The 21,680-nt window shown below is 60.1% G+C and carries 21 protein-coding genes, 1 tRNA gene and 1 pseudogene; 15 read left to right on the forward strand and 8 right to left on the reverse strand.

What is annotated here, in order from left to right; genetic code table 11:
• Positions 1-116: 116 nt before the first annotated feature.
• The 7 genes from FGD77_RS11320 to FGD77_RS11350 all read left to right on the forward strand — a co-directional run bounded on the left by FGD77_RS11320 (position 117) and on the right by FGD77_RS11350 (position 4,770).
• On the forward strand, positions 117-947 hold the full coding sequence (locus FGD77_RS11320) for a transporter (protein ID WP_255009649.1): 831 nt from the start codon (positions 117-119) through the stop codon (positions 945-947).
• Positions 948-1,518: 571 nt separating this feature from the next.
• Entirely contained in the window at positions 1,519-2,403 is an 885-nt protein-coding gene (locus FGD77_RS11325; protein WP_255009652.1) for a carbon-nitrogen hydrolase family protein, read from the forward strand.
• Positions 2,404-2,514: 111 nt separating this feature from the next.
• Positions 2,515-2,733, forward strand: a complete 219-nt coding sequence (infA, locus tag FGD77_RS11330; RefSeq protein WP_005978431.1) for a translation initiation factor IF-1 — start codon at positions 2,515-2,517, stop codon at positions 2,731-2,733.
• 86 nt (positions 2,734-2,819) lie between these two features.
• Positions 2,820-3,413 carry a nucleoside triphosphate pyrophosphatase gene (locus FGD77_RS11335; protein WP_255009656.1) on the forward strand — a complete coding sequence of 198 codons (594 nt, stop codon included), beginning with the start codon at positions 2,820-2,822 and terminating at the stop codon, positions 3,411-3,413.
• Positions 3,410-4,438, forward strand: coding sequence for a ribonuclease E/G (locus FGD77_RS11340; protein WP_255009658.1), 1,029 nt, complete (start codon positions 3,410-3,412; stop codon positions 4,436-4,438). The genes FGD77_RS11335 and FGD77_RS11340 overlap by 4 nt, the downstream gene beginning before the upstream one ends.
• Positions 4,435-4,617, forward strand: coding sequence for a DNA gyrase inhibitor YacG (locus FGD77_RS11345; RefSeq protein ID WP_255009661.1), 183 nt, complete (start codon positions 4,435-4,437; stop codon positions 4,615-4,617). The genes FGD77_RS11340 and FGD77_RS11345 overlap by 4 nt, the downstream gene beginning before the upstream one ends.
• 78 nt (positions 4,618-4,695) lie before the next feature.
• A tRNA-Phe gene (locus FGD77_RS11350) sits at positions 4,696-4,770 on the forward strand.
• Positions 4,771-5,020: 250 nt separating this feature from the next.
• Here FGD77_RS11350 and FGD77_RS22465 read toward each other — a convergent pair.
• The 3 genes and pseudogenes from FGD77_RS22465 to FGD77_RS11360 all read right to left on the reverse strand — a co-directional run bounded on the left by FGD77_RS22465 (position 5,021) and on the right by FGD77_RS11360 (position 7,728).
• The gene (locus tag FGD77_RS22465; RefSeq protein ID WP_369682764.1) at positions 5,021-5,236 is read right to left on the reverse strand and encodes a hypothetical protein; all 216 of its coding nucleotides are present in this window, start codon (positions 5,234-5,236) and stop codon (positions 5,021-5,023) included.
• Positions 5,217-5,678, reverse strand: a pseudogene (locus FGD77_RS11355) (transposase); the annotation flags it as partial. The gene FGD77_RS22465 and the pseudogene FGD77_RS11355, both read right to left, overlap by 20 nt.
• Before the next feature lie 430 nt (positions 5,679-6,108).
• Complete coding sequence (locus tag FGD77_RS11360; protein ID WP_255009663.1) at positions 6,109-7,728, reverse strand: alpha/beta fold hydrolase; 1,620 nt, start codon at positions 7,726-7,728, stop codon at positions 6,109-6,111.
• 122 nt (positions 7,729-7,850) lie between these two features.
• Between FGD77_RS11360 and FGD77_RS11365 the strand changes: the two genes are divergently transcribed.
• The 3 genes from FGD77_RS11365 to FGD77_RS11375 all read left to right on the forward strand — a co-directional run bounded on the left by FGD77_RS11365 (position 7,851) and on the right by FGD77_RS11375 (position 9,952).
• Positions 7,851-8,795, forward strand: coding sequence for a homocysteine S-methyltransferase family protein (locus FGD77_RS11365; RefSeq protein ID WP_255009665.1), 945 nt, complete (start codon positions 7,851-7,853; stop codon positions 8,793-8,795).
• A 199-nt stretch (positions 8,796-8,994) separates the two neighbouring features.
• Positions 8,995-9,552, forward strand: coding sequence for a hypothetical protein (locus FGD77_RS11370; protein WP_255009667.1), 558 nt, complete (start codon positions 8,995-8,997; stop codon positions 9,550-9,552).
• Between the two features lie 28 nt (positions 9,553-9,580).
• Positions 9,581-9,952 carry a hypothetical protein gene (locus tag FGD77_RS11375; RefSeq protein WP_255009670.1) on the forward strand — a complete coding sequence of 124 codons (372 nt, stop codon included), beginning with the start codon at positions 9,581-9,583 and terminating at the stop codon, positions 9,950-9,952.
• An 84-nt stretch (positions 9,953-10,036) separates the two neighbouring features.
• Here the strand turns inward: FGD77_RS11375 and FGD77_RS11380 are convergent, their stop codons facing one another.
• Entirely contained in the window at positions 10,037-10,273 is a 237-nt protein-coding gene (locus FGD77_RS11380) for a hypothetical protein (protein ID WP_255009672.1), read from the reverse strand.
• A 102-nt stretch (positions 10,274-10,375) separates the two neighbouring features.
• Between FGD77_RS11380 and FGD77_RS11385 the strand changes: the two genes are divergently transcribed.
• The gene (locus FGD77_RS11385) at positions 10,376-10,507 is read left to right on the forward strand and encodes a hypothetical protein (protein ID WP_255009674.1); all 132 of its coding nucleotides are present in this window, start codon (positions 10,376-10,378) and stop codon (positions 10,505-10,507) included.
• 56 nt (positions 10,508-10,563) lie between these two features.
• A complete protein-coding gene (locus tag FGD77_RS11390; protein WP_255009676.1) occupies positions 10,564-12,183 on the forward strand; it encodes a hypothetical protein in 1,620 nt (539 codons plus the stop codon).
• A 318-nt stretch (positions 12,184-12,501) separates the two neighbouring features.
• Here the strand turns inward: FGD77_RS11390 and FGD77_RS11395 are convergent, their stop codons facing one another.
• The 4 genes from FGD77_RS11395 to FGD77_RS11410 form a co-directional block, all read right to left on the reverse strand.
• A complete protein-coding gene (locus FGD77_RS11395) occupies positions 12,502-13,416 on the reverse strand; it encodes an AEC family transporter (protein WP_255009678.1) in 915 nt (304 codons plus the stop codon).
• A 216-nt stretch (positions 13,417-13,632) separates the two neighbouring features.
• A complete protein-coding gene (locus FGD77_RS11400; RefSeq protein WP_255009680.1) occupies positions 13,633-15,873 on the reverse strand; it encodes a TRAP transporter fused permease subunit in 2,241 nt (746 codons plus the stop codon).
• 81 nt (positions 15,874-15,954) lie between these two features.
• The gene (locus tag FGD77_RS11405; protein ID WP_255009682.1) at positions 15,955-16,935 is read right to left on the reverse strand and encodes a TAXI family TRAP transporter solute-binding subunit; all 981 of its coding nucleotides are present in this window, start codon (positions 16,933-16,935) and stop codon (positions 15,955-15,957) included.
• 383 nt (positions 16,936-17,318) lie between these two features.
• A complete protein-coding gene (locus FGD77_RS11410) occupies positions 17,319-18,113 on the reverse strand; it encodes a helix-turn-helix transcriptional regulator (protein WP_255009684.1) in 795 nt (264 codons plus the stop codon).
• A gap of 132 nt (positions 18,114-18,245) precedes the next feature.
• On the opposite strand from FGD77_RS11410, the gene FGD77_RS11415 reads away from it, so the two are divergent.
• From FGD77_RS11415 to eutH, 3 genes are read left to right on the forward strand one after another with little or no spacing between them, the layout of a single operon-like run.
• On the forward strand, positions 18,246-19,013 hold the full coding sequence (locus FGD77_RS11415) for an SDR family NAD(P)-dependent oxidoreductase (RefSeq protein WP_255009686.1): 768 nt from the start codon (positions 18,246-18,248) through the stop codon (positions 19,011-19,013).
• A 26-nt stretch (positions 19,014-19,039) separates the two neighbouring features.
• Positions 19,040-20,311: a D-arabinono-1,4-lactone oxidase gene (locus FGD77_RS11420; RefSeq protein ID WP_255009688.1), complete on the forward strand. Its 1,272-nt coding sequence runs from the start codon at positions 19,040-19,042 to the stop codon at positions 20,309-20,311.
• A gap of 57 nt (positions 20,312-20,368) precedes the next feature.
• Positions 20,369-21,565, forward strand: coding sequence for an ethanolamine utilization protein EutH (gene eutH, locus FGD77_RS11425; protein WP_255009690.1), 1,197 nt, complete (start codon positions 20,369-20,371; stop codon positions 21,563-21,565).
• The last annotated feature ends 115 nt before the right edge of the window (positions 21,566-21,680 follow it).

The raw sequence follows: 21,680 nt of genomic DNA on the forward strand, positions 1-21,680 counted from the left end.
AAATTATGGATCGGATGCTCAGACCGCTGCCGTCACTTCTGCCCCCGTACGCCGACTTCAAAGTGGCGCGCAAACCTAAAAGTTCGATTAACTAATTGGTCAAGGATCACGTGAGAATGACACTGAATCATGCTAAAGGTACATCGATGAACCATTTGATGATGGCAGCGACGCTCGCCATTGCTTCGGGTCTGGCGTCTGGAGCGGCAGCGCAATCCACGAAAGCTTCGGATCTGTCAAAGCAATTGTCGAACCCGCTGGCCAACCTGATCAGCGTACCGATCAAGCTGGACTACAATTCGGGCTTTGCAAGCGGCAACGGTGACCAGACGACCATGACCGTGCAACCGGTCATCCCAATCTCGATCAACAACGACTGGAACGTTATTTCCAGAACCATAATCCCGGTCGTCTTTCAGGACGGGGTCGTTCCCGGTCTTGGCCACCAGAGCGGATTCGGGAATACGACTCAGAGCCTTTTCTTCTCGCCCAAGGCCCCGACCAAAGGCGGGGTGATCTGGGGCGTCGGCCCAATGTTCCAACTGCCAACGGCAACGGATCGCATCGCACCGGCAGATTGGGGTGTCGGAATTACCGGCGTCGTGCTCAAGCAGACAGGCGGTCTGACAATTGGCGGATTGGCCAGCCATATCGGGTCGGTATCCAATGGCGAATTGGGAAACAAGTTCTCGGCGACGTATCTGCAGCCGTTTATTAGCTACAGCACGGCCTCAGGTACGTCCTACACGCTGAACACGGAATCCACCTACGAGTGGAACTCAAAGGAATGGTCTGTGCCGATCAACGCCACGGTGGGCCAGATGGTCAAGTTCGGCAAGCAACCTGTTCAGTTGACTGCCGGTGTCAGATATTGGGCGGACTCACCGGCCGGTGGCCCGGATGACTGGGGTGGACGGCTTCAGATGACATTCCTGTTCCCGAAGTGACACTATTTTCAGCGCGTCGTCCGACGGTCAGCCCAATTACCTTTGGCTGTTCTGGGTATCTATTGTTCGTTCTCAAATAGTCTGAGACAGATGATATTTTGACTCTGCGGAGTCATCGCCCATCTGGTGTCACCCAGGCAGCGTATCTGGCGTGCTGCAAACGCCTTGGCTTCATGGTTCTCTTCTTCGCCTTCTCGCCTTCTCGCCTTCTCGCGTTCAAGCAAGTTCATGTGGCCTTGGCCTGTTTAACGTCTGCGGGCGTCAGGCGGTTCAGGCTCTTGTGGTGGGTTGCATGGAGTCCAATCATCGACGAGCTTGACGATGGTGACCAAGATTTCGTTGATGCCCAACCGGCTGACAACTCGACATTGGCGTGCGCCTTCGGGGTTCATATAGGCCATGAACCTCTGGCGTCACCATGCTCGCCCTCCGGCAGAGCTTTCATCCCGGCCACGGTGAATGCGTTCAGTTTTGCCATTGATATATCTCCCCTATTATCTACCGAGGTTTTTTCAGGACCGATGAAAGCTGGGGGCTGGACGGCCGGCGTGGCGCTGATACTGTGGCGCGCATGAAAATAGCAACCGCCGCATATCCGCTTGATCCGCTGCCCGATTGGGCGGCCTACAAGGCCAAACTGACCGACTGGGTGCAAGACGCCGCCGGGCAGGGGGCCGAGTTGTTGGTGTTTCCCGAATACGCCGCGCTGGAGCTGTCGATGTTGGCCGGGCCAGACGCCGCAGGCGATCTGGAGCGGTGCCTGCACGTCGTTTCGGATCTGACAAGTGATGTCGATGATCTGCACGCGGATTTGGCGGCTAAATATGGTGTGCATATCCTGGCCGCCTCTGCACCGGTGTTTGACGAGGCGTATGGTCCGCGCCCCGTCAACCGCGCGCGCCTGTTCGCGCCGGGCGGCGGGCGCGGTGCGCAGGACAAGCAGATCATGACCCGGTTCGAGCGCACGCCATGGGATGTCGCACCGGGCGGCAAATTGCAGATCTTCGACACGTCACTGGGCAAGATCGCGATCCTGATCTGTTACGACAGCGAATTTCCACTGCTGGCGCGGGCGGTCAGCGATGCCGATCTGCTGCTGGTCCCGTCCTGCACCGAGGCGCTGGCCGGGTACAGCCGGGTACGAATCGGCGCCATGGCCCGCGCGCTGGAGGCGCAGTGCGTCAGCGTCATGTCCTCTATCGTGGGGCCTGCACCGTGGTCGCCCGCCGTGGATGAAAACGTTGGTATGGGCGGCATTTTTGGCCCCCCGGACGTAGGATTTCCCCCAACCGGGGTGATTGCCGAGGGCGTTCTGGATCAGCCCGGCTGGACCATTGGCGAGGTCGATCTGGCCAAGGTTGCCCATGTTCGGGCCGATGGCGGTGTGCTGAACCGCAGCCATTGGGGCGATCAGACAGGCCGCGACGCCGCGCCAGCCGTCACATCACTGCGCTAGATATTGCTGCGTCGCGGCATCGCGCGCTTTAGCCCTTGAAAAAAGCGGGGAAAGGCGCCATTTAAGGCGCTGTTCCGCGACGGCGCGGAAATTGTTTTTACAGGAGACCCCATGGCCAAGGAAGATACGCTCGAATTTCCCGGTGTCGTCAAGGAACTCCTGCCGAATGCGACATTCAGGGTCGAGCTGGAAAACGGCCATGAGATCATTGCGCATACGGCAGGTAAAATGCGCAAGAACCGCATTCGTGTTTTGGCCGGCGACAAGGTGCAGGTCGAAATGACCCCCTACGATCTGACCAAGGGTCGGATCAACTATCGGTTTAAATAACGGCGAAGCGACGCTTCGCCGCGTGCGGGAAAGTGTTTTGCCACAGGCGGAACGCAGCGCACCCCGTATGACAACTGGGTGCCTTCATGATGCTTTCCCCTGACCATCCCCCCAAACTTATCCTAGGATCCGGCAGTCCGCGTCGGCGCGAGCTGTTGGCGCAGATCGGCGTCGTGCCGGGCGATATCCGCCCGCCGGACATTGACGAGACCCCGCAAAAGACCGAGCTGCCGCGCCCCTACTGCATTCGCATGGCGCGGGAAAAGGCGTGGGCGGTGCAGGCGGATGCAGGCGACATCGTTCTGGCGGCAGATACGACCGTCGCGCTGGGGCGCCGCATCCTTGGCAAGCCCGAGGACGAGGCCGAGGCGGTGGCATTCCTGCGCGCTATGTCGGGGCGCCGTCACAGCGTGATCACCGCCGTGGCGCTGCGCCGGGGCGACACGTTTTGGCAGCGCGATGTTTTGACCAAGGTGAAAATGAAACGTCTGTCCGACGCTGAAATCACGGCCTACCTCGCCACTGGTGACTGGCGGGGCAAGGCCGGCGGGTATGGTATTCAGGGACCGGCAGGCGCGCTGATCCCATGGATATCGGGATCGTTTACCGCTGTTGTCGGCTTGCCGCTGGCCGAAACGGCAACGCTATTGAACGCCGCAGGCTGGAGGGCGCAGGCATGAGCCGTGAAACAATCGTTCTGGATCAACTGAACGGGCAGGAGGCTGCCGCGCGTTTGGTCGCTGGCCGTCTGGAGGATGTGCTGATCGACGGTGGCGGTCCGCGCGCCGGCGCGATCTACCGCGCCATCGCCGATCGTCCCATCAAGGGGCAGGGGGGGATGTTCCTGCGCACGCCTGATGGCCCGGCCTTCCTGCGGCAGGTGCGTGGCCTGTCGCCGGGGCAGGTGTTGTTGGTGCAGGTGACCGGCCAGGCCGAGCCGGGCAAGGCCCTGCCGGTGACGCAAAAACTGCTGTTCAAATCGCGCTACGCCATCGTGACGCCGGGCGCGCCGGGGCTGAATATCAGCCGCGCCATCCGCGATGATGCGCGGCGCGATGCCCTGATGCAGATCGCCCATACCGAGATGGACGAGGTTGATCAAAGCGTCCTGGGCCTGATCCTGCGGTCTTCCTGCGAAGAGGCGGATGACACCGCCATCGCCGAGGATATCCGCGCCATGGCCGATCTGGCGGCCGCGGTGTTGGAGGATTCCGACGGGGACGCCGAGACCCTGACCGAGGGCGACAGCCCGCACCAGTTGGCCTGGCGGGAATGGACGGCGCCAGCGGATGTCGTGACCGATCCCGATGGTTTCGAAGCCGAGGGCGTGCTGGATCAGATCGCATTGCTTGAGACCGCCCATGTGCCGCTGTCCGGCGGTGCCTCGATGTATGTCGAGCCGACCCGCGCGCTGATCGCGGTCGACGTGAACACCGGCGCCGATACCAGCCCTGCCGCGGGTCACAAGGCCAATATCGCCGCCGCGCGCGAGCTGCCCCGCCAGCTGCGGCTGCGGGGCTTGGGCGGTCAAATCGTGCTGGATCTCGCCCCGATGGCGAAAAAGGACCGCCGCCAGTTCGAAGACGCGCTGCGCGCCGCATTCCGCGCCGACACGACCGAAACCGCGCTGGTCGGTTGGACGCCGCTGGGCCATTTCGAGCTGCAACGCAAGCGTGACCGCGCACCGCTGGAGATGCCAAAATGAGCTGTCCGATCTGCGCCAAGGCCACGGACCCGGCACTTCGCCCGTTTTGCTCCAAACGCTGCGCCGACGTTGATTTGGCCCGCTGGCTGGGCGGCGGCTACGCTATCCCTTCGACCGATCCCGATGATATCGAGGAAGCGATCGAAGCCGCCGAAGTAGAACGTGCAAAACCACATTGAAAATATTCGCTAAGCCTCTGGACAGCGCCGTAGGCCTCGCCTAGAAGGCCCTCACCCGAACGCTAATGCGTTCCCGGTGCCCGGGTAGCTCAGGGGTAGAGCAGTGGATTGAAAATCCTCGTGTCGGTGGTTCGATTCCGCCCCCGGGCACCATCATAAAATGCTGAAAATGTTCAATATGCCAAGGGCGGTGTTTCTGACTTGAAGAGAGGTGAGACTCTCATGCTGAGTGCGGTAACGCGTGAGAAGGGTCATGCCGAGCTGTCGATCCGATCCTGAGAACGGGTGGCGGTGTCAGCATCAGGAGTTTGGAAGCGCGCTGTCAGCGCAAGATGCGGTCAAGGAACAGCCAGTCGGGCGTAGCTATTACCCAAGGTGAGCTTTGCGGCACTTTTGAGCTTTTTCAGCCCTTCCCTCTCGACCGGCACTGTGACAGGATCCCGCGCGCGGACCACGGCGATATAGCGGTCGCGCCGCGTTCGTTGCGCAGCCAATCGACGAAAATTCGCCCGTTTCGGCGCGCTTTCGACATTGAGGTAGTGAACCGCTTCGGCTCCTCGGCTTCCAGCACATGCGCGAACGTCTTGGCAAAGCCGGCCGAAGGCATCGGCTCTGGCATGACAGTAGGAGATGGTGGAAAGTCGATAACGGCGGGGCAGAAGATGATGCTGATCCGGTCGTGGGCAGCAAGGAACCTTTGCGCCTGCCTCGGCGATTTAGACCTTTCCATGATCTTTTGCCGTCGCCGCGTCGGCCGGTGTGACCCTTCGATCAGATTGTCGGGGCCTTTAGGCGCGCGTTGATCTGCGCCCGGCGCAAAATCGTGGACTGGCTTGAAATAGTTGCGGAGCTTGTCTGTGATCACAACGCGCGGGTGGCCAAATTGTGCGACAAGCCGCTTCAGGAAACGTCGCGCGGCTTTCGCATTTCGCAGTGGCTGAACGAGAATGTCGAGCACAGGTCCGTCTGCGTCGACCGTCGGCCAAACGCTAGTATTTCACGCCATTGATCGGCACCACCACCTCGGCAAGATGCCACTTGCCTGCAGGTGTCGGCCGATCCGCAAGCACAGCCGCTTCCTCCATCTCAACCGGCACAAATCCCATGCCATCCAGATTGGGCAACACCAGCTTGCCCTGCAGCGTCATGCGACGCCAATCCGACACCGTGCTCCGTACCAGAACATAGCGCCCTGCCACCCCCCTTGGCCGTTTCACCCTCGATCAACGTCTCCGCCACAATCCCGGCCTTCAGATCCAATGGCCATTCCCGCTTGCCGTCTGATCGCCGTCGTACACATGTGCGAAACCCGCTTGTAGCTCCCTTCAAGAAACTCCCTCAAATCAATGAAGAGCCTCAATCGCAGAACAAACCTCAGTGCGGAAGGATGGGGGCAATGCACCGCTTACCTTTTTTCCTGCAGGAACCGCGCTGCAAGTGTCGCTTTCGCCAGGGCGGCGGCAAACCGGTATCAGTTCACTCTAGGTCGGCTCAGATCGCATGCTCTCGCAGGAAATCTCCGGTTTGCTGGACGCATTCCACCCACGCGGGTTCATGACCCAAGAGAATGTGGTTCTTGCTGTCGAGTTGCACGAATTCGGCGTCCGGGATGCCGATCGCAAGCTCGCGCCCCTGCTCCAGCGATATCCGGCGATCATCGCGCGCGTGAAAGACGATTGTCGGCGCGTTCACCTTGGCCAGGCTTTCTCGCACGTCGATATGACCGAACGCCTCCTGAAACCGCACGGCGTTTTCCGGAGAGGTCGTCTGGCGCTGGAACTCATCGAACCATGCCAGGTCTTCCGGCTTTGAATCCGGCATGAAGGTTTGCGAGAATATGTGCCTGTAGGCGGGGTTCGACGTCCCCCAGCCATGACGGGTAAGCGTGAGGACGGCCTCGCGGCGCGTCTGTTCATCTTCACTGGCGCCGATGCGCCACCCGGTGGCATATCCGGCGATCAGCACCAGGCAAGATACCCGTTCGGGGTGGCGCGCCGCGTATTCCACCGACACCGCGCATCCCTGGGACATGCCCAGCAGCGGGAACCGGTCCAGCCCCAGTGCATCGACCACGGTCTCAAGATCGCGCACGAACGCCTCGAGGCTGATATCATCCACGTCCCAATCCGACAGGCCGTTGCCACGTTCATCGTAGCGGATCAACGTCCGGTGATTGGCCCAGGCTGAAAAGGTCGGTGCCCAGATCGGGCTGTTCCAGTCCAGCTCCAGATGGTTCAGCCAATTGGCCGCCTTGACCAGGGGCGGCCCCTCTCCGACCGTGGCATAGGCAAGGCGCACGCCGTCCGACGCCCGGCAAAAACCGATACTCTGCTTGCGCAGCATGCGGCGGGGCGGGCTTTCCTCAGGGCGTTCGACCGCGGGGTCGGTTTTCGGTGGTTCTGATGTCTCGTCCAACAGTGGGCCGGTGACAGGCAGCCCGGCCTTTTTCGCGGCTGCATGAAAATCCGCTTCCCAATGGCGCGCTTCTTCCTGCCGCCCCGATTGGGCGAGCGCATTGACCAGTCCGCGCGCGGCTTCTTCCTCGAGCGGGGTTTCTTCTGTCCAACGCCGCGCCCATATCACGGTCTCGGCCTGCGTCAGTTCGGGATGAAGTGCCAGACGTCGCAGGACGTTGAGTTGCAGCAAGCGCGTGTCCTCACGCTCGGCGGCCAGCCACAGTTGGAAACTTTCCGTGCCGGCCTGTTCCAGCCCTTCCAGAAGGGGCCGCTGCAACTGATCGGCCATATCGCGCAATTCGGGCGGGGGGATAAAGGGCGGATCGTCTATTAGACGCTCGCGTATTGCACGCAGATCGACGAGGGCATCGGTCGGTTCAAACGCTACCCGCTCTCGATCCGCGATGATGCGGGGGGTGGCGTCCTGATCGACGGCGTGGCGCAGCTTGCTCAGCGCCCAGCGCAGCGATCCGCGCGGATCGTCGGGCAAATCCCAGAACATCTCGCACAGGCGTTCGCGGCGGGCGGGACGCGCCGTCGCGGCAAGGTAGCCCAGCACTGCGCGCGCCTTGCGTGATGCAGGCAGGGCAACTGTCGTGCCACTGGCCACGACGGACAATTCACCCAAAAGGGCGATGTGGAGCGAATAACCCATGAAAAGTACATTTTTCTCGGAAATACATCGGTAATTCTACCAAATTACCACGGTCCGCACAACGCTGCCGCACACGGGCGGGCGCCACAAATGTCTCCAGTCACTCAGACAGGAGACAGAAGATGACACATGCAAAGCGATCAGACCTGCCCCACCAGAGCGATCAGATGTTTCTGACGGATGCGGGGTTCGAGACTTCGATGCTGTTTCACAAGGGCTTCGACATGCCCTATTTCGCTTTCTTTCCGATGCTGCGGACGGTCGAGGGCCGCGCCGCGATGAAGGATTATTTCGCGCAGTTCATGGAAACGGCCCGGCAGAATGACGCGGGGTTCGTTCTGGATACCAACACTTGGAGGGCGAACCCCGACTGGGCCGGGCTGCTGGGCCATGATCGGCATGATCTGGCGGCGATCAATCGGGAGGCCGTCACCTTTGCAGACGAGCTGCGCCGCGAGTTCGGCGCAGACATGAATGTGCTGATCAATGGCGTGATCGGACCGCGCGGCGATGGTTATGACCCGTCCACGATCATGAGCGCCGACGATGCCGAGGCCTACCACGGTTTCCAGATCGACGTCCTTGCAGACAGTGGGGCCGATATGGTGTCGGCGCTGACCATGACCAACACGTTCGAGGCGATCGGCATCGCGCGGGCGGCAGGAAAAGCGGGCGTGCCGTGCGTGATCAGCTTCACGCTGGAAACGGATGGCCGGTTGCCCACGGGTGAAACGCTGGGCGATGCGATAGGCGAAGTTGACGCGAACTGCGAGGTCAAACCTGCCTATTACATGATCAACTGTGCCCACCCGGATCACTTCCGCGGCATGCTTGAGCAAGGCGGCGCGTGGGCCAACCGCATCTGCGGCGTGCGGGCCAATGCCTCGCGGATGAGCCATGCGGAACTCGACCAATGCGAGGTTCTGGATGACGGCAATCCGCAGGAACTGGGCCAGCAATACGCTGTGCTGGCGCAACTGTTGCCAAAGCTGAACGTCTTTGGCGGCTGCTGTGGCACGGACCATCGGCATGTGGCGCAGATCTGCGAGGCGGTGCATGCGGCCTGACCCGTCAGCGCGCTGAGCGACACTTACAACATTCAATTAGGAAAGGAGACCACCATGCTCGACAAGATCACGCAAAACTGGCGCCGACCCGTGCTGGCCATCCGCCTAACACGGATAAACCGTTTGGATGTTCTGACGGGCTGCTGTCCGCAGCCCGTCAGATGCCTACCCCACATTGAACATAAAGATTGGAAACACGATGATAAAACAACTCCTCCTTGCAACTGCCCTCACCTCGGTCGCGGCCTGCGACGCCTATGCAGGCGAGGCGCTGACGCGCTTTGACGTGGCCGAAGACCACACGCGTTTTGTCTTTGCCGACAAGCCGGTCCATGAAAGCGGCATGCCCGCACACGGCAATCCTTTCGTAACACAAGGTTACATCTATCCCGCGGGCACTCTGGCCGGAAACATCGACGGCGTTCTTGAGGACGGTAGCCCTGCTTTTCCCGACAAGGTGCTGGGCAGCTGGACCTGTGACGGCTGGTTCGTCGGCGAAGGCGGTGATGCAAAATCTGGCGTTTGGCTGGTCAGCCGTCAGATCATGCAATTCGACACTGGTGATGTTATGATCACCCAAGGCACCGAACTGGCCGATGTCGGCGTCACCAACACCCGTCCGATCACCGGTGCAACGGGTGACTATGCCAGATTTGACGATGTGATGCAGCAGACATTGATCGGCTTCACCTCGCATTTCGGGGTCAACGCGACCTTCGAGATACCGCAGGGCGACGCTCACTTCTACGCGAACTAAGCGCTCTAACCGAAAAAAGGAGAAGACGATGAAAACGATGATTTCAGCTGCCCTTCTGGTCACGGCAGCAGGTACGGCGATGGCCACACCGACGGTCGAGGTCAAAACTCCGATCGGGAATGTTCTGGCGGCGGAGGCCGGGGGAATGACGCTTTATACCTTCCGCAAGGATCGGCGTGGCGTGTCCAATTGCACGGCGGCTTGTGCCGCGTCCTGGCCCCCGTTCCTGGTGGGCAGGGGTGGCACTGCCGATGACGGCTCGACGGTAATCCGGCGGCCGGACGGAACCCTCCAATGGGCGACGCCCGCAGGGTTGCCGCTTTACTTCTGGGGTGGCGATTCCGCCCCGGGTCAGACCAGCGGCCACGGTGTCGGTGGCCTCTGGGATGCCGCGCGCTGATAGATGCCGATAGATGCCGATAGATAAGGCCCCGGTCACAGTTTCCGTGGCAGGGGCCGCTCACCCCCATATCAGTGGCATTCATCATGCTATGCGCCCTCCTGTGGCATGATATTTTTCATATTTTTTCAGATTATTAACGGCATTTCTTCTCGATATCGAACGTATCCGCACATCACCCGTGGGCTGCCTTGGCTTATGGCCGCTGCCGTCGGCATCGCGCTGATCTCGATCTTCGGGCTTGCGCCTATGCGTCATCTTCACGCGCACCAATACGATCAGAGTAGTCGGTTTGTCGTGTTTCGCGCGCAGATTGCGCAAGTCAAGGTGAGCCTGTGAAACAATAAATAACCTTGACACGAGTGATGTAGGTACTCACTCTTCTACAGGCTGATATCACATTTAGATAGAAAGGAAGAAATCATGTCCACGCAATCTGAACTTCCCACCGGCGAATCAATTTTCGAGACCGCTCCAGTATATGTGACCCAAGAGGCCCCGCAGCTTAAACCGTCGGGCCATGGGGACGCGCAGAACCGCGAGCCTCAGGAGTAATTCAGGCAAGCATAGGTGCCTCAATCCGAACTCGTCCAGAGTGAAACCAGAACGCGATGATCCGTGTTCGGTTGACTGTCGGGAATTCGGGATCTGATTGGACCTGGGCGGGCAGCCGCTGGATGCGCGGCGCTGATTTTGTGGAGCCGTTCGATCACCGGGCTCTATCATGGCACGCCATGCAGTGCGATGGGCGGATCGCTTTTCGCGTCTGGGAAGTGTCCAATTCTGGGGCCGATCTCGCGGTCGGTGCCGTGTCCTGCAAGGGCGGCAATATCGCCCATGCCACTGCTGTGGAATACGACCAGTTCGTTGCACACAGCACGGAGTGGCCGCTCAATAACCAACTGATATTGATTGATAATTCGGGAAAGGTAAGCATTCGCGCCGGAGGTTGGGGCAGCGCGCCTGTCTATCTCGCACCGCACGCCACGACGTTGTACGCAGACTGGGACCCGGCACGGCTCTATGGTCATATTTCTGGTGAGATCGACCCGGTGCGTGCCGCACTGGCGCTGGCAGGTTTCGGCCATCCCTATTCCCGGCACACCCTGTTCCGTGGCCTTTTTCTGCTGACAGAGCGGAGCCACGCGACATTCGATCCGGAAACCGGACGTCTTGATATCAAGTATCCGGCTTCTGCCAAACGCGTATTGCCGCGGCGCTTGCGACCGGATGCCGATGTCACAAACGCGTTCGAAAGTGTTCTTGTTTCCAGCCTGCGCCGATTTCTGGATACGACATCTACGGCATGCGTGCAGGTTTCAGGCGGTCTGGACTCGGCTGTCATCGCGACGGCGCTATCGCGTATCCCGGGGGTCAGGGTTACGGGGTGTGGCATCCTCGTACCGGGCCCCTCAGGCGTCGCCCAGATCCGCCGCCGTGACGAGATACTGACCCGCGCCGGTGCGGATGATTTTCAATTCAAGGGCATCGACCACCCCCCGTTTTCGGGCGACCGGCTGAGCGCGGGTGATGCGGTCCCATGGGAGGAATACTATCGCGAGCCTATGTCGCTGCTGATGGCCGGGGCGCGCGCGCGCGGCTTCGACCGCATGTTTACGGGCTTCGGGGGCGATGAAATTTCGACCCTCTCCGCAGCCGAGATATCTGATGAGAATCTAAACGAGTCCGCTCTGCGCAATCCGCCTCCACCATTTCTCACACCGATGGGGCGCGAGGCGCTGGTGGACGGTGTCAGGACGCTGGACATTGCGCCGCCCGCGGTCGTCGAACGCTCTTGCCTGGAATGCGCCCAAACGGGCGCGGTCGGATATCTGCGAAGCGGGATCTGGCCGCTAAATCCGTATTTCACGCCCGAGCTGGTTCAGTTCTGCCGCAGCCTACCTGTGGAATGGCGCCGCGGCAGGACATTGCAGCGGCGCTATCTGACTGAACGTGGTCTCTCGACATGCGTAACCCGGCGCCACCGAAAGGAGACATTCTACGATATCCTCCGCAAAGGTCTGAAAGGAACCTCAGCGCCTGCAATTGTCAAAGTTCTTGCGACCTCGCGACTGGCCGAGGCGGGACTCGTTGACCGGGATCGGCTCGTTGACTGCTACGCCGTTTACCGTCAGGACAACAATTGCGCTTACGAAGGGCACCTGTTGAACGCCCTGATGCTGGAACTTTCTCTCCGGTCAGTGGAGATGGCGCGTGCCAAAGCCAAGTGACGGTCCGCGCTGTCGTCAGTTTGACAGGACTGGAGGTCGTGGCGGTGTGCTACCCATCTAGACAGACCGAACTGCCAACCCCATAGAATTTGCTTGTAGTTGTTCGACACAGGCCCGCCAAACCGCACAGGTTTGCCGTCTCCGGGCCGATAAGTCCGACCATGGGGGACGGTCCCCTTGAGGCCGACCATCTGATTGACGAAAACCTTGCAATCGCAGAGGCAACTATAGATGTAGCAGGCCGCATCGCTCATCGCTTGCTCATGGCAAGGTTCGGCGGTCGGCGCACTGCTTACAATGCAACAGTCCGCGTTGGAGTCAATTGAGTGACAACACCGCCTGTCCGATGAGCAGCGTCAAAGGCAACGTAACGAAACTCAACAGAGTTTGCGTTGTGATGATTGCCGCCATCAGGGGGGCGTCGCCCCGCATCTCACGGGCGAGCGTGTAGCTGGCCACGCCTGTCGGCAGCGCCGCGAAAATCAGGGCGATCTGCAAGGTCAACGGATCGGGGCCGAGGAACCACGCGGCCAAGATAACCGCAATCGGATTGATCAGGAACTTGCCAAGCATTGAAAGCCCGATGATCTGAACGGACCCGCTGAGCCCACGAAGCTTGAGATTGGCCCCGACACAAAGCAACATGATCGGCAATGCAGCACTGCCGAGAATGCGGGCGATTTCGTGCAGAACCGGCACCTCGTTCAGCCCGGCAAGGTTAAATAGCACACCCGCAAAAATGCTAAGGATCAGCGGGTTTCTTATCAGCCCACGCAAGATTGACTTTCCGCCGCCGCCCAACTGCCGCGTCATCAGGGTGACGACTGTAATATTCACCACCGGCACCAAAAGGGCGGAGCCAAGCACCGCGATCTGCAACCCCTTTGTTCCGAAAACGGCCTCTGCGATCGCGAGGCCGATAAAGGTGTTGAAACGCGCACTGCCTTGCAAAAGCGAGCTGGCCTGTGGCGCTGGAACCCTGCGTCCGAACAACCAGCCGCAAAAGATTGCAGCAAAGAACCCTGCATATAGGAGAAGCGCGTAATCGCCCAATCCTCCGCTCAGGTCAGCCGCAGAGATTTTGGCGAAAAACAACGCCGGCATCAGAACCCAATAGACCAGCCGGTCATTGAGATTCCAAAACTCGGTAGAAGGGATGCCACCGCGCCGCAATCCATAGCCCATCAGGATCAGCGCAAAGACCGGTGCAATCGCCAAAAAGATTGTCAGCATACTGGGGGCCTCGATTGGGCTTTAAGTGGTAGGTGACGCTACAGACCTGTGCGACACGTGCGCGGCTTCGTTGGCTATTGGATCGGTTAGCCACAGTGCGGCATCGTTTCAATCGCGGCGGGCTTGTCCCATAATTCTTCCTTCCAGCCCCGTGGAAGTATCGCTGCATCACACCGAGGGATCAAACACCTTGGGCGTTATCGAGAGTCGCCGCCATTAATCGCTGCCGCGAACCCGGATCTGGGCATCGGGGGACGGGCGGAATTTCCACTGTATCGCAAAGAGCGCGAGCGCTGTTGCAACGCCGATCATGTCGGTCACCAACCCGCCCGCGATCATGCAAAGCGCGCCGAATACCAGACCCAGCCGCATGAACCACGCAACATGACCTCCGGCAAACCAGCCCTGCACGCCCGCCGACAGAAGATAGACGCCGATGATTGCGGTCAGGCCTGCGCGGATCACCTCGAACCACGTGCCGTCCATCAGAATTGCGCCGTTGTAGAAGAACATGAACGGCACGATGAAGGCGGAAATGCCGATCTTGAACGACGCGACCGAGGTTTCCATAGGGTTCGCGCCCGATATGCCGGCCGCCGCGTAACTGGCCAGCGCCACGGGCGGCGTGATGGCCGACACCACCGCGAAGTAGAACACAAAGAAATGTGCTGTCAGTGGCGGGATCCCCAACTGGACAAGGCCCGGCGCTACCACCGATGCCGCCACCGCATAGGCCGCCGTTGTCGGCATCCCCATGCCCAGAAGGATCGCGATGCACATCGCGAAGAACAGCGCGAGGAACTGGCTGGCCTCGGCAAGGCCAAGAAGCACGGATGAGAACCGCGCCCCGACGCCCGTCAGGCTGATGACGCCCACGATGATGCCCGCACAGGCGCAGACGGCGATGATCTGGATCGACATTATACCCGCCAGCTCGAACGCCTTGATGATGCTGCGCAGGCCCATGCGGTAGGGGGTCAGCCACGACACCACCGCGGCGGCGGCGGTGGCAAGCGTGCCCGCGCGGATGACCGAATAGCCCATGAACAGCGCATAAATCAGGATGATGATCGGGATGAACAGGAACACCCGGCGGATCATGTCGCGCATCTTGGGCAGCTCGTCCGAACTCATGCCGCGCATGCCCAGCTTGGCCGCCTCGAAATCGACCATAAAGTAGATCGACACGAAATAGAGTACCGCAGGAATGATCGCCGCGATGGCGATGTCCGTATAGGGAATGCCGGTGATCTCGGCCATGATGAAGGCGCCCGCGCCCATGATCGGCGGCATGATCTGCCCGCCGGTCGAGGCGGCGGCCTCGACCGCGCCGGCGGTGCGGCTGGGATAGCCGACCTTTTTCATCAGCGGGATGGTGAGCGAACCTGTGGCGACAACATTGCCCGCCGAGGTGCCGTTGATCATGCCCATGAGGCCAGAGGCAAAGATCGCCACCTTGGCCGGCCCGCCGCGGGATCGTCCGGCGGCGGCGAAGGCGAAATTTACGAAATAGTCGCCAACCTTCGATGCCTGCAAAAAGGCCGCGAAGATGATGAAAAGGATGATGTAGGTCGACGACACCGCCGTTGTCGGCCCGAGGATGCCCGCGTCGGTATAGACTTGGCTGAAGAAGCGGGTCCACTGGATATTCGGCGCATTCAGGAACCCCGGCAGCATGTCACCGGTAAAGACATAGATCAGGAAAATCCCCGAAATCACGATCAGCGCAAGGCCGGCGACGCGGCGCGTCAGCTCCATGATGAGCGCGGTTCCCGCGACGGCCGCCAGCGATATGCCGATGGGCGCGAAAGGTGTGCCGGTCGAATTACGCATGAGTGTGCCGTAGATCGTGATGAGGTAGAGCGCCACGCCGATACCGCAGATCGACAGCAGAATATCGGCAATCGCAACCTGCCCACGCTCGCGCCCGCGCAGCCAGCCAACGACGATCCCGATGGCTGTGGCAGCAATCAGAGGCAGGCCAAAATGATAGATTTCGAGGGATCTGAACTCGGGGTTCATGCCGTTCCATTGCACACCCCCGGCGATCTGGCTGGCAATGCCCCATGCCGTCCAGATGGCGTAAAGCGCGGGGATCATCGCGGCCCATGCCAGAAAATCCAGCGGATGGCGCGCCCGGCCTGTGCCCTCGTCCACGAAGGCGCGCGCGGAATAGAGGGTAAAGCCAAGGATCAGCGCGCCCGCAATGTGCACGATACGGAAATTCCAAGTCTCCATGGGGAAGGTCGGCAGCAGCGGGATGCGCAGCCCCGTCCACTCCTGGATCGACATCCCGTTCAGCGCAGCGACGTGAAAGAAGGCATAGATTGCCGACAGCGCCGCGACGACCAGATAGCTGCGCCCTGCAAAGACGCGTTGATTTCCCCCGACGGGTTCTTCGTCCACGCCCTCGGCGATGATCGGTCCTTGCGGGTCCGCGCTGTGCTGATCTGTCATGGAAAATCCCTTCCCGAAGTGCCGCACGGCGCGGCGTCATGCCGCCCCAAGGGGGCGACATGCAAGAGTTTGGTGCGCGGCTTAGCCGCCGTAGATCATGTCATCGGGGATATCGGCGCCTGCGTTCTCCTTGAACCATGCCGCCGCGCCGGGGTGCCATTTCAGCACTTTGTTCTTGTCCCAATTCTCGGGCAGGGTCGATGCGGCGGCCTTGTGGATGCCGGTCATGCGTTCGTTGTCCGACATGACAACATCGACGGCGGCATTGACAAACGATGCGGGCAGGTCGCAGTTGGCGATGGCGAAGTTCCACATCGAGACCGAGCGCGCGTCGTCTGTCAGCGTGCTGTAGGTGCTGGCGTTGATCGTGAAATCCGAGACCGGGAACGCTTCGATCAGCTTGGCCTGCTCTTCCTCGGTGAACTCGATGATGTTCACGTCGGTCTGCACCTCCAGCTGGCTGACGGCGGGGACAGGCACGCCTGCGGCAAAGGCGATCACATCCAGCAGGCCGTCCTGCAACTGCCCGCCCAGATCGGTCCAGCCGCCATTGCGGCGCTCATAGTCGACGCCCAGCGTATCCATCATGCGCGGGAAATAGGTGTCCGACGTGGACCCGGCGGGGCCAAATCCGATCTTGGCACCGGCAGGAATATCGCTGACCGACTCGATCCCTGACGACGCCAGCGCGGTCACGGAAAACGGCGTCTGATACATCGGAAACATTGCGCAGGCCTGCGTCATTTCCAGCCCCGGCGCGATCGGGTTCGTGCCAGCCAGCGATTCCGCCGCCGGACCCATCGTGGTCATGCCAAACGCGGCCTCACCGGTATGGACCAGCGCCATGTTCTGCATCGGCCCGCCGGTGACTTCGCCGCCGCCCGTAAGCCCCAGCTCCTTGGCGACGAGGTTCGCCCAGCCCGAGCCATAGGCGAAATAGGTGCCGCCCTGGCTGGCCGTGCCGACGGTAAAGCTGCTGGGCCAGTCGGATTTGTCGACGTCCTGCGCGACAGCGGCGCCCGCCAAAATGGTGCTGGTGGCAAGGATTGCGGTGAATTTCATGTCTCTCTCCCTTGATTGGTCTTGTCACGCGGGCCGTATCGACGCGCCGCGCGTGTTCCTTGCGGAACATATGCGCCCGAGTAGAGGTACTGCGCCGCCGTATGACAAGGTAAAAAATGCCGCAGTTTCCCGGTGGTGATAAAAGCTGCCGCGCATGGGGTGGATGGGGCGTCGCCTCGCATTACTGCCATCATCATTACTGCCATCATTCTTGTGGGCCTTGACGCGGGACAGGACATAGAGCGGCGACATCAGTAGAGGGTTATGCCCATACCGAAGATAAAAGCGTTATGATTATCCGGGATAACGGGTACGCAAAGTATAATAACCCCAACAATAGCGGCGATTTGGTGGGAAGGCAGATCATCCCATTGGGTCACTTTCTAGCGCGCCAGATAATCGATGAACCGCTGAAACAACTCGGCCTGGCTGGAGATCTCCAAGCGCCTATATATATTGTAGCGGTGCAATTTTACTGTGCCCTCGGCAATGCCGAGGTTCTCGGCAATTGATACGCTACTATGCCCACGCAGGATCAGTTTCGTGACCCCGCACTGGGCGGGTGTCAGGACCTCTCCGAAGGCAAGGTGGAATACTTCGTCCGAGCTGGGTGTGGAGGGGGAGGGCGCATCGATCTGATGCGCGAACCGCCAATGAGACCGCAGGCTCGCGGCCACGATTGGCAGAAGGTGTTGCAGCTTCGCGAACTCCGTCTCGTTGAACAGCGCGCCCCCGCGATTACGCATCAGCGAATAGGTGGCACCTTGGCCATCTGGCAGGGCGATGATAAATCCGATCTCCTCGACCAGCGTTCCAGCTTGATCGGAAATGCAGGGGTGTACCTCGCGGGACGATGCGAATTTGGTATCATAATAGGCGTCAGGAGCCAGATCGCGCATGCGCCATAGGCCCTCGGATGCCTCGACAATGCTTGCCGAATAAAAGGGATCGAGCTGATAGGCCCCGCGCAGATAAGATCTGAGGGCGCCCCGATCCACCGTCTCGCTATAGCCATCATGGATAAGGATGGGCGCGCAAGACGCTGAAAAGCCAAAGATGCAGCTCATGTCAAAGGCGGCGACGGTGCGGATCAATGCATCCAGCGCCACACCATAATCTGTGCCGCCCGTCGCGCGGAACAACGCGGCAATCGCGCCGATCTCGTCCGAGTTTATCATATGACTTTTGTCATATGGCGTTTCATGCACGCGCTCCTACTCTTTCACGACCTGGCAAAGGGAGTGACCGGCCCCAAAGCCATTCAAAAGAAAACCAGCCGGTCAGGCAAGCACGATTCCAAGGAGGGTTACGTGACACGAAGATTGAGTGGAAAAGTAGCATTGATCACCGGCGGAGCAGGGGGCTGTGGGCTGGCAGCCTCTGAACGCTTTGCCGCCGAAGGTGCGAAGGTGGGCATTGTGGATCTGCCCCGAAGCGACGGAGAAGCGGTGGCGCAACGCCTGTGCGATGCGGGGCATCAGGCGATTTTTGCCCCTGCTGATGTCTCGGATGCCGGACAGGTCGAGCAGGCGGTCAAGGCGGTTGAGGACGCTTTCGGCGCCATCACCGTGCTTATGAACCATGCCGGTATTCTGGCTGCGGTGCCGTTCCTGGAAACCTCGGAGGAGGAATGGGACCGGGTCATGGCAGTCAATGTAAAAAGCATGTTCCTGGTCAGCAAGGCCGTGTTGCCGGGGATGATCGCGGCGGGCGGTGGCAGCATCATCTGCACCTCGTCCATCTCAGGCGTCGTCGGCACACCCATGGAGGTGCTGTACTGCACCAGCAAGGGCGCTTGCCACATGTTCGCCCGCGCGCTGGCCGTTGAATTCCGCGATCGCGGCATCCGCTCGAACGCTATTTGCCCCGGTTTTATCGCGACGGCCCACGGCCTGCGCGAGATCGAAACGTTGACCCGCCACGGCGTCGATGTTTCCGAGGCGGCGATCGCATCGGCGCAAGGGCGGTTGTGCAAACCCGAAGAGGTCGCCGCCGCTGCGCTGTTTCTGGCAAGCGACGACGCGAGCTTTGTCAATGGCGCGCAGCTGTTCGCCGACAACGGCTATACGGCCATCTAAAAATAAAAAACCAACAGGAGAGCTACATGAATACCTCATCACATAACATGAGCATAAACGAATTCGGCATCGAACAGCCACATTGGCGAAACTGGGTCGGGAACCAATCCTGCATCCGCGCCGCCCGCGCGGCCCCCGAAAGCGAGGACCAGCTCTGCAATTTGGTGCGCGAGGCGACCGAGAAAGGGTTGAATGTTCGCGCCGCGGGATCGGGCCATTCCTTTACGCCGGTCGCATTGACCAGCGGGCTGCACATGACCTTGTCGGGGATGAGGGGTGTGCGCCACATCGATCACGACAAGCGCCGCGTGACGGCCGCAGCGGGCACCACGATCAACGAGTTGGTCAAGGTGCTGAAAGCCGAGGGGCTTTCGATGATCAACCAGGGCGATATCGACAGTCAGGCGCTTGCGGGCGCATTGACCACGGGCACGCATGGCACGGGTCTGACGCTGGGAAATATGGCCTCGGCGGTGGTGGGGATGAAGCTTGTTCAACCCAATGGCGACATCATCGTTGTCGATGAAAGCACACCGGATCTGCTGGAGGCAAGCAGGGTTTCGATGGGCCTGTTGGGGGTCATCTCGGAAATGACGCTGCAACTGTCAGACAGCTACAACCTGTACGAACGCATCTGGCGCGAAGATTTCGAATCCGCCATGGATATGCATGACGAATTGGCGGACAAGCACCGTCATTTCAGCTTCTTCTGGTGCCCGACCGAAGCGAGTCGGCATTGCTATTGCCTGCCGGACACGGCTGCGACGTCAAAATCGGGCCGCACAACAGATGTCTGCGAGATAAAGATCATGGACATCACGGACCGCGCGCCCTTCAAGGCCGAGTTCGAGAAAGCCGCCTATAGCGCCGATGTCTACCCTATCGAATATGTTCCAAATTTCCATGAACTGGAATATGCAGTCCCGGTCGCACATGGCAAGGATGCGGTTCGCGCCGTGCGCAAGCTGATGCTCGAGGACTTCCGCGACGCGATTTATCCCATCGAATACCGTTTCACTGCCGGGGATGACGGGTGGATCAGCCCGTTTTACGAGCAGGATAGCGTGACCGTTTCAGTGTCGGGGGAACCGGGCAAGGATTACTGGGACTATCTGCGCGCCGTCGATCAGATCCTGCGCAGCTTTGGCGCGCGGCCTCACTGGGGCAAGCTGCATTTCCTGACCGGGCAGGATGTCACCGACATCTATCCCCGCGCGCAGGATTTCCGGGCCATGCGTCGCAAGCTCGATCCACAAGGCTTCTTCCTGAACGATCACCTCACCCAACTTTTCCGCTGATAACCGCCGGACCGGGGGGTGGACCTTCGGTCCGGCCCTTTTACAGGGAGCAAGCACATGGCCCATATCGGGACATTCGTCATCTACATCATCATGGCCTGCGCAGTTATCGGTGCGATTGCGTCGATCATCGACAACGAAAGCCCGCTGGGCAAAGAGTTCAGCGCGGGCCTGCACGCCATTGGCCATATTTTCATTCCGGTTGCGGGGATAATGGCCGCCATCCCGTATCTTTCGGCCTTCATCAACACATTCATCGGGCCGCTTTTCCAAGCCGTCAACGCCGATCCGGCCATGGCTGCAACCACGTTTATTGCGATCGATATGGGGGGATTTCAGCTGGCGCGCGAATTGGCGCTGTCCAATGAGGGCTGGATTGTCGCCTCTATCACCGGCTTCATGGCGGGCGCGACGATTATCTTCACAATCCCCGTGGGATTGTCGATGCTGCGCAAGCAAGACCACCAATATATGGCCGTCGGAATCATGTGCGGCGTGCTGGCCATTCCGATTGGTGTGCTGGTGTCCTGCCTCGCGCTTGGTGTCATGGATATCGCGATCCGTCCCGACATAAACACCACCGGCGAAGCCACTTACAACCTGGCGCTGAACACCATGCAGGTGCTGCGCAACATCTCGCCTCTGATCGTGTTCTGTCTGGTGCTCGCCACTTGCCTGAAGCTGTTCCCATCAATGATGATACGGGTGTTTCTGGGATTTGGCCGCGTGATGTATGCTTGTATCACGCTGATCCTCGTAAGCTCGATCGTCGAATATTTTACGGGTTTCTTCACGGTCATCTTTGGTCACTGGGGGTTTGCGCCCATCATCGCCGATACCGAAGATCAGTTTCGCGCGCTGGAAGTCGCGGGCTATATCGGCATCATGCTGGCCGGTGCCTTTCCGATGGTGTATCTGATGAACCGCTTCCTGCGACGCCCGATGCAATGGGTCGGTGCCCGGCTTGGTCTGTCGTCCGCTGGTACAGCGGGGCTCCTCGCGGCTTCGGCAAATGTGCTGGCGATGTTCCGTCTGATCGAGGACATGCCTGCGCGCGACAAAGTGCTTGTGATCTCGTTCGCGGTCTGCGGCGCCTTCGCGTTCGGTGACCATCTGGCGTTCGCTGCAAATTTCCAGCCGACGATTATCCTTCCGCTGTTGTTGGGGAAGCTGATTGGCGGTGCTGCGGGATTCGCGATCGCGGCATGGGTTCAAAAACCAGACCGTATTGAGACCAGCCCAGTGACGCATTGAAACCTTCGTCCGTCAAAAAAAGGAGTTGATCGCCGTTACGATCACCTCCTTTTTGTTTACCTGGCCTTGTCCATTGGTTTGGATACGGTCTGACAATAGGTGTGCGGCTGTTTGA

Source organism: Roseovarius sp. M141, assembly GCF_024355225.1.
Lineage (GTDB): Bacteria > Pseudomonadota > Alphaproteobacteria > Rhodobacterales > Rhodobacteraceae > Roseovarius.

Coding starts and splice junctions, on each gene's coding strand:
- FGD77_RS11320 (WP_255009649.1), top strand. CDS start 117: ATGACACTGAATCATGCTAAAGGTACATCGATGAACCATTTGATGATG.
- FGD77_RS11325 (WP_255009652.1), top strand. CDS start 1,519: ATGAAAATAGCAACCGCCGCATATCCGCTTGATCCGCTGCCCGATTGG.
- infA (WP_005978431.1), top strand. CDS start 2,515: ATGGCCAAGGAAGATACGCTCGAATTTCCCGGTGTCGTCAAGGAACTC.
- FGD77_RS11335 (WP_255009656.1), top strand. CDS start 2,820: ATGATGCTTTCCCCTGACCATCCCCCCAAACTTATCCTAGGATCCGGC.
- FGD77_RS11340 (WP_255009658.1), top strand. CDS start 3,410: ATGAGCCGTGAAACAATCGTTCTGGATCAACTGAACGGGCAGGAGGCT.
- FGD77_RS11345 (WP_255009661.1), top strand. CDS start 4,435: ATGAGCTGTCCGATCTGCGCCAAGGCCACGGACCCGGCACTTCGCCCG.
- FGD77_RS22465 (WP_369682764.1), bottom strand. CDS start 5,236: ATGCCAGAGCCGATGCCTTCGGCCGGCTTTGCCAAGACGTTCGCGCAT.
- FGD77_RS11360 (WP_255009663.1), bottom strand. CDS start 7,728: ATGGGTTATTCGCTCCACATCGCCCTTTTGGGTGAATTGTCCGTCGTG.
- FGD77_RS11365 (WP_255009665.1), top strand. CDS start 7,851: ATGACACATGCAAAGCGATCAGACCTGCCCCACCAGAGCGATCAGATG.
- FGD77_RS11370 (WP_255009667.1), top strand. CDS start 8,995: ATGATAAAACAACTCCTCCTTGCAACTGCCCTCACCTCGGTCGCGGCC.
- FGD77_RS11375 (WP_255009670.1), top strand. CDS start 9,581: ATGAAAACGATGATTTCAGCTGCCCTTCTGGTCACGGCAGCAGGTACG.
- FGD77_RS11385 (WP_255009674.1), top strand. CDS start 10,376: ATGTCCACGCAATCTGAACTTCCCACCGGCGAATCAATTTTCGAGACC.
- FGD77_RS11390 (WP_255009676.1), top strand. CDS start 10,564: ATGATCCGTGTTCGGTTGACTGTCGGGAATTCGGGATCTGATTGGACC.
- FGD77_RS11395 (WP_255009678.1), bottom strand. CDS start 13,416: ATGCTGACAATCTTTTTGGCGATTGCACCGGTCTTTGCGCTGATCCTG.
- FGD77_RS11400 (WP_255009680.1), bottom strand. CDS start 15,873: ATGACAGATCAGCACAGCGCGGACCCGCAAGGACCGATCATCGCCGAG.
- FGD77_RS11405 (WP_255009682.1), bottom strand. CDS start 16,935: ATGAAATTCACCGCAATCCTTGCCACCAGCACCATTTTGGCGGGCGCC.
- FGD77_RS11410 (WP_255009684.1), bottom strand. CDS start 18,113: ATGATAAACTCGGACGAGATCGGCGCGATTGCCGCGTTGTTCCGCGCG.
- FGD77_RS11420 (WP_255009688.1), top strand. CDS start 19,040: ATGAATACCTCATCACATAACATGAGCATAAACGAATTCGGCATCGAA.
- eutH (WP_255009690.1), top strand. CDS start 20,369: ATGGCCCATATCGGGACATTCGTCATCTACATCATCATGGCCTGCGCA.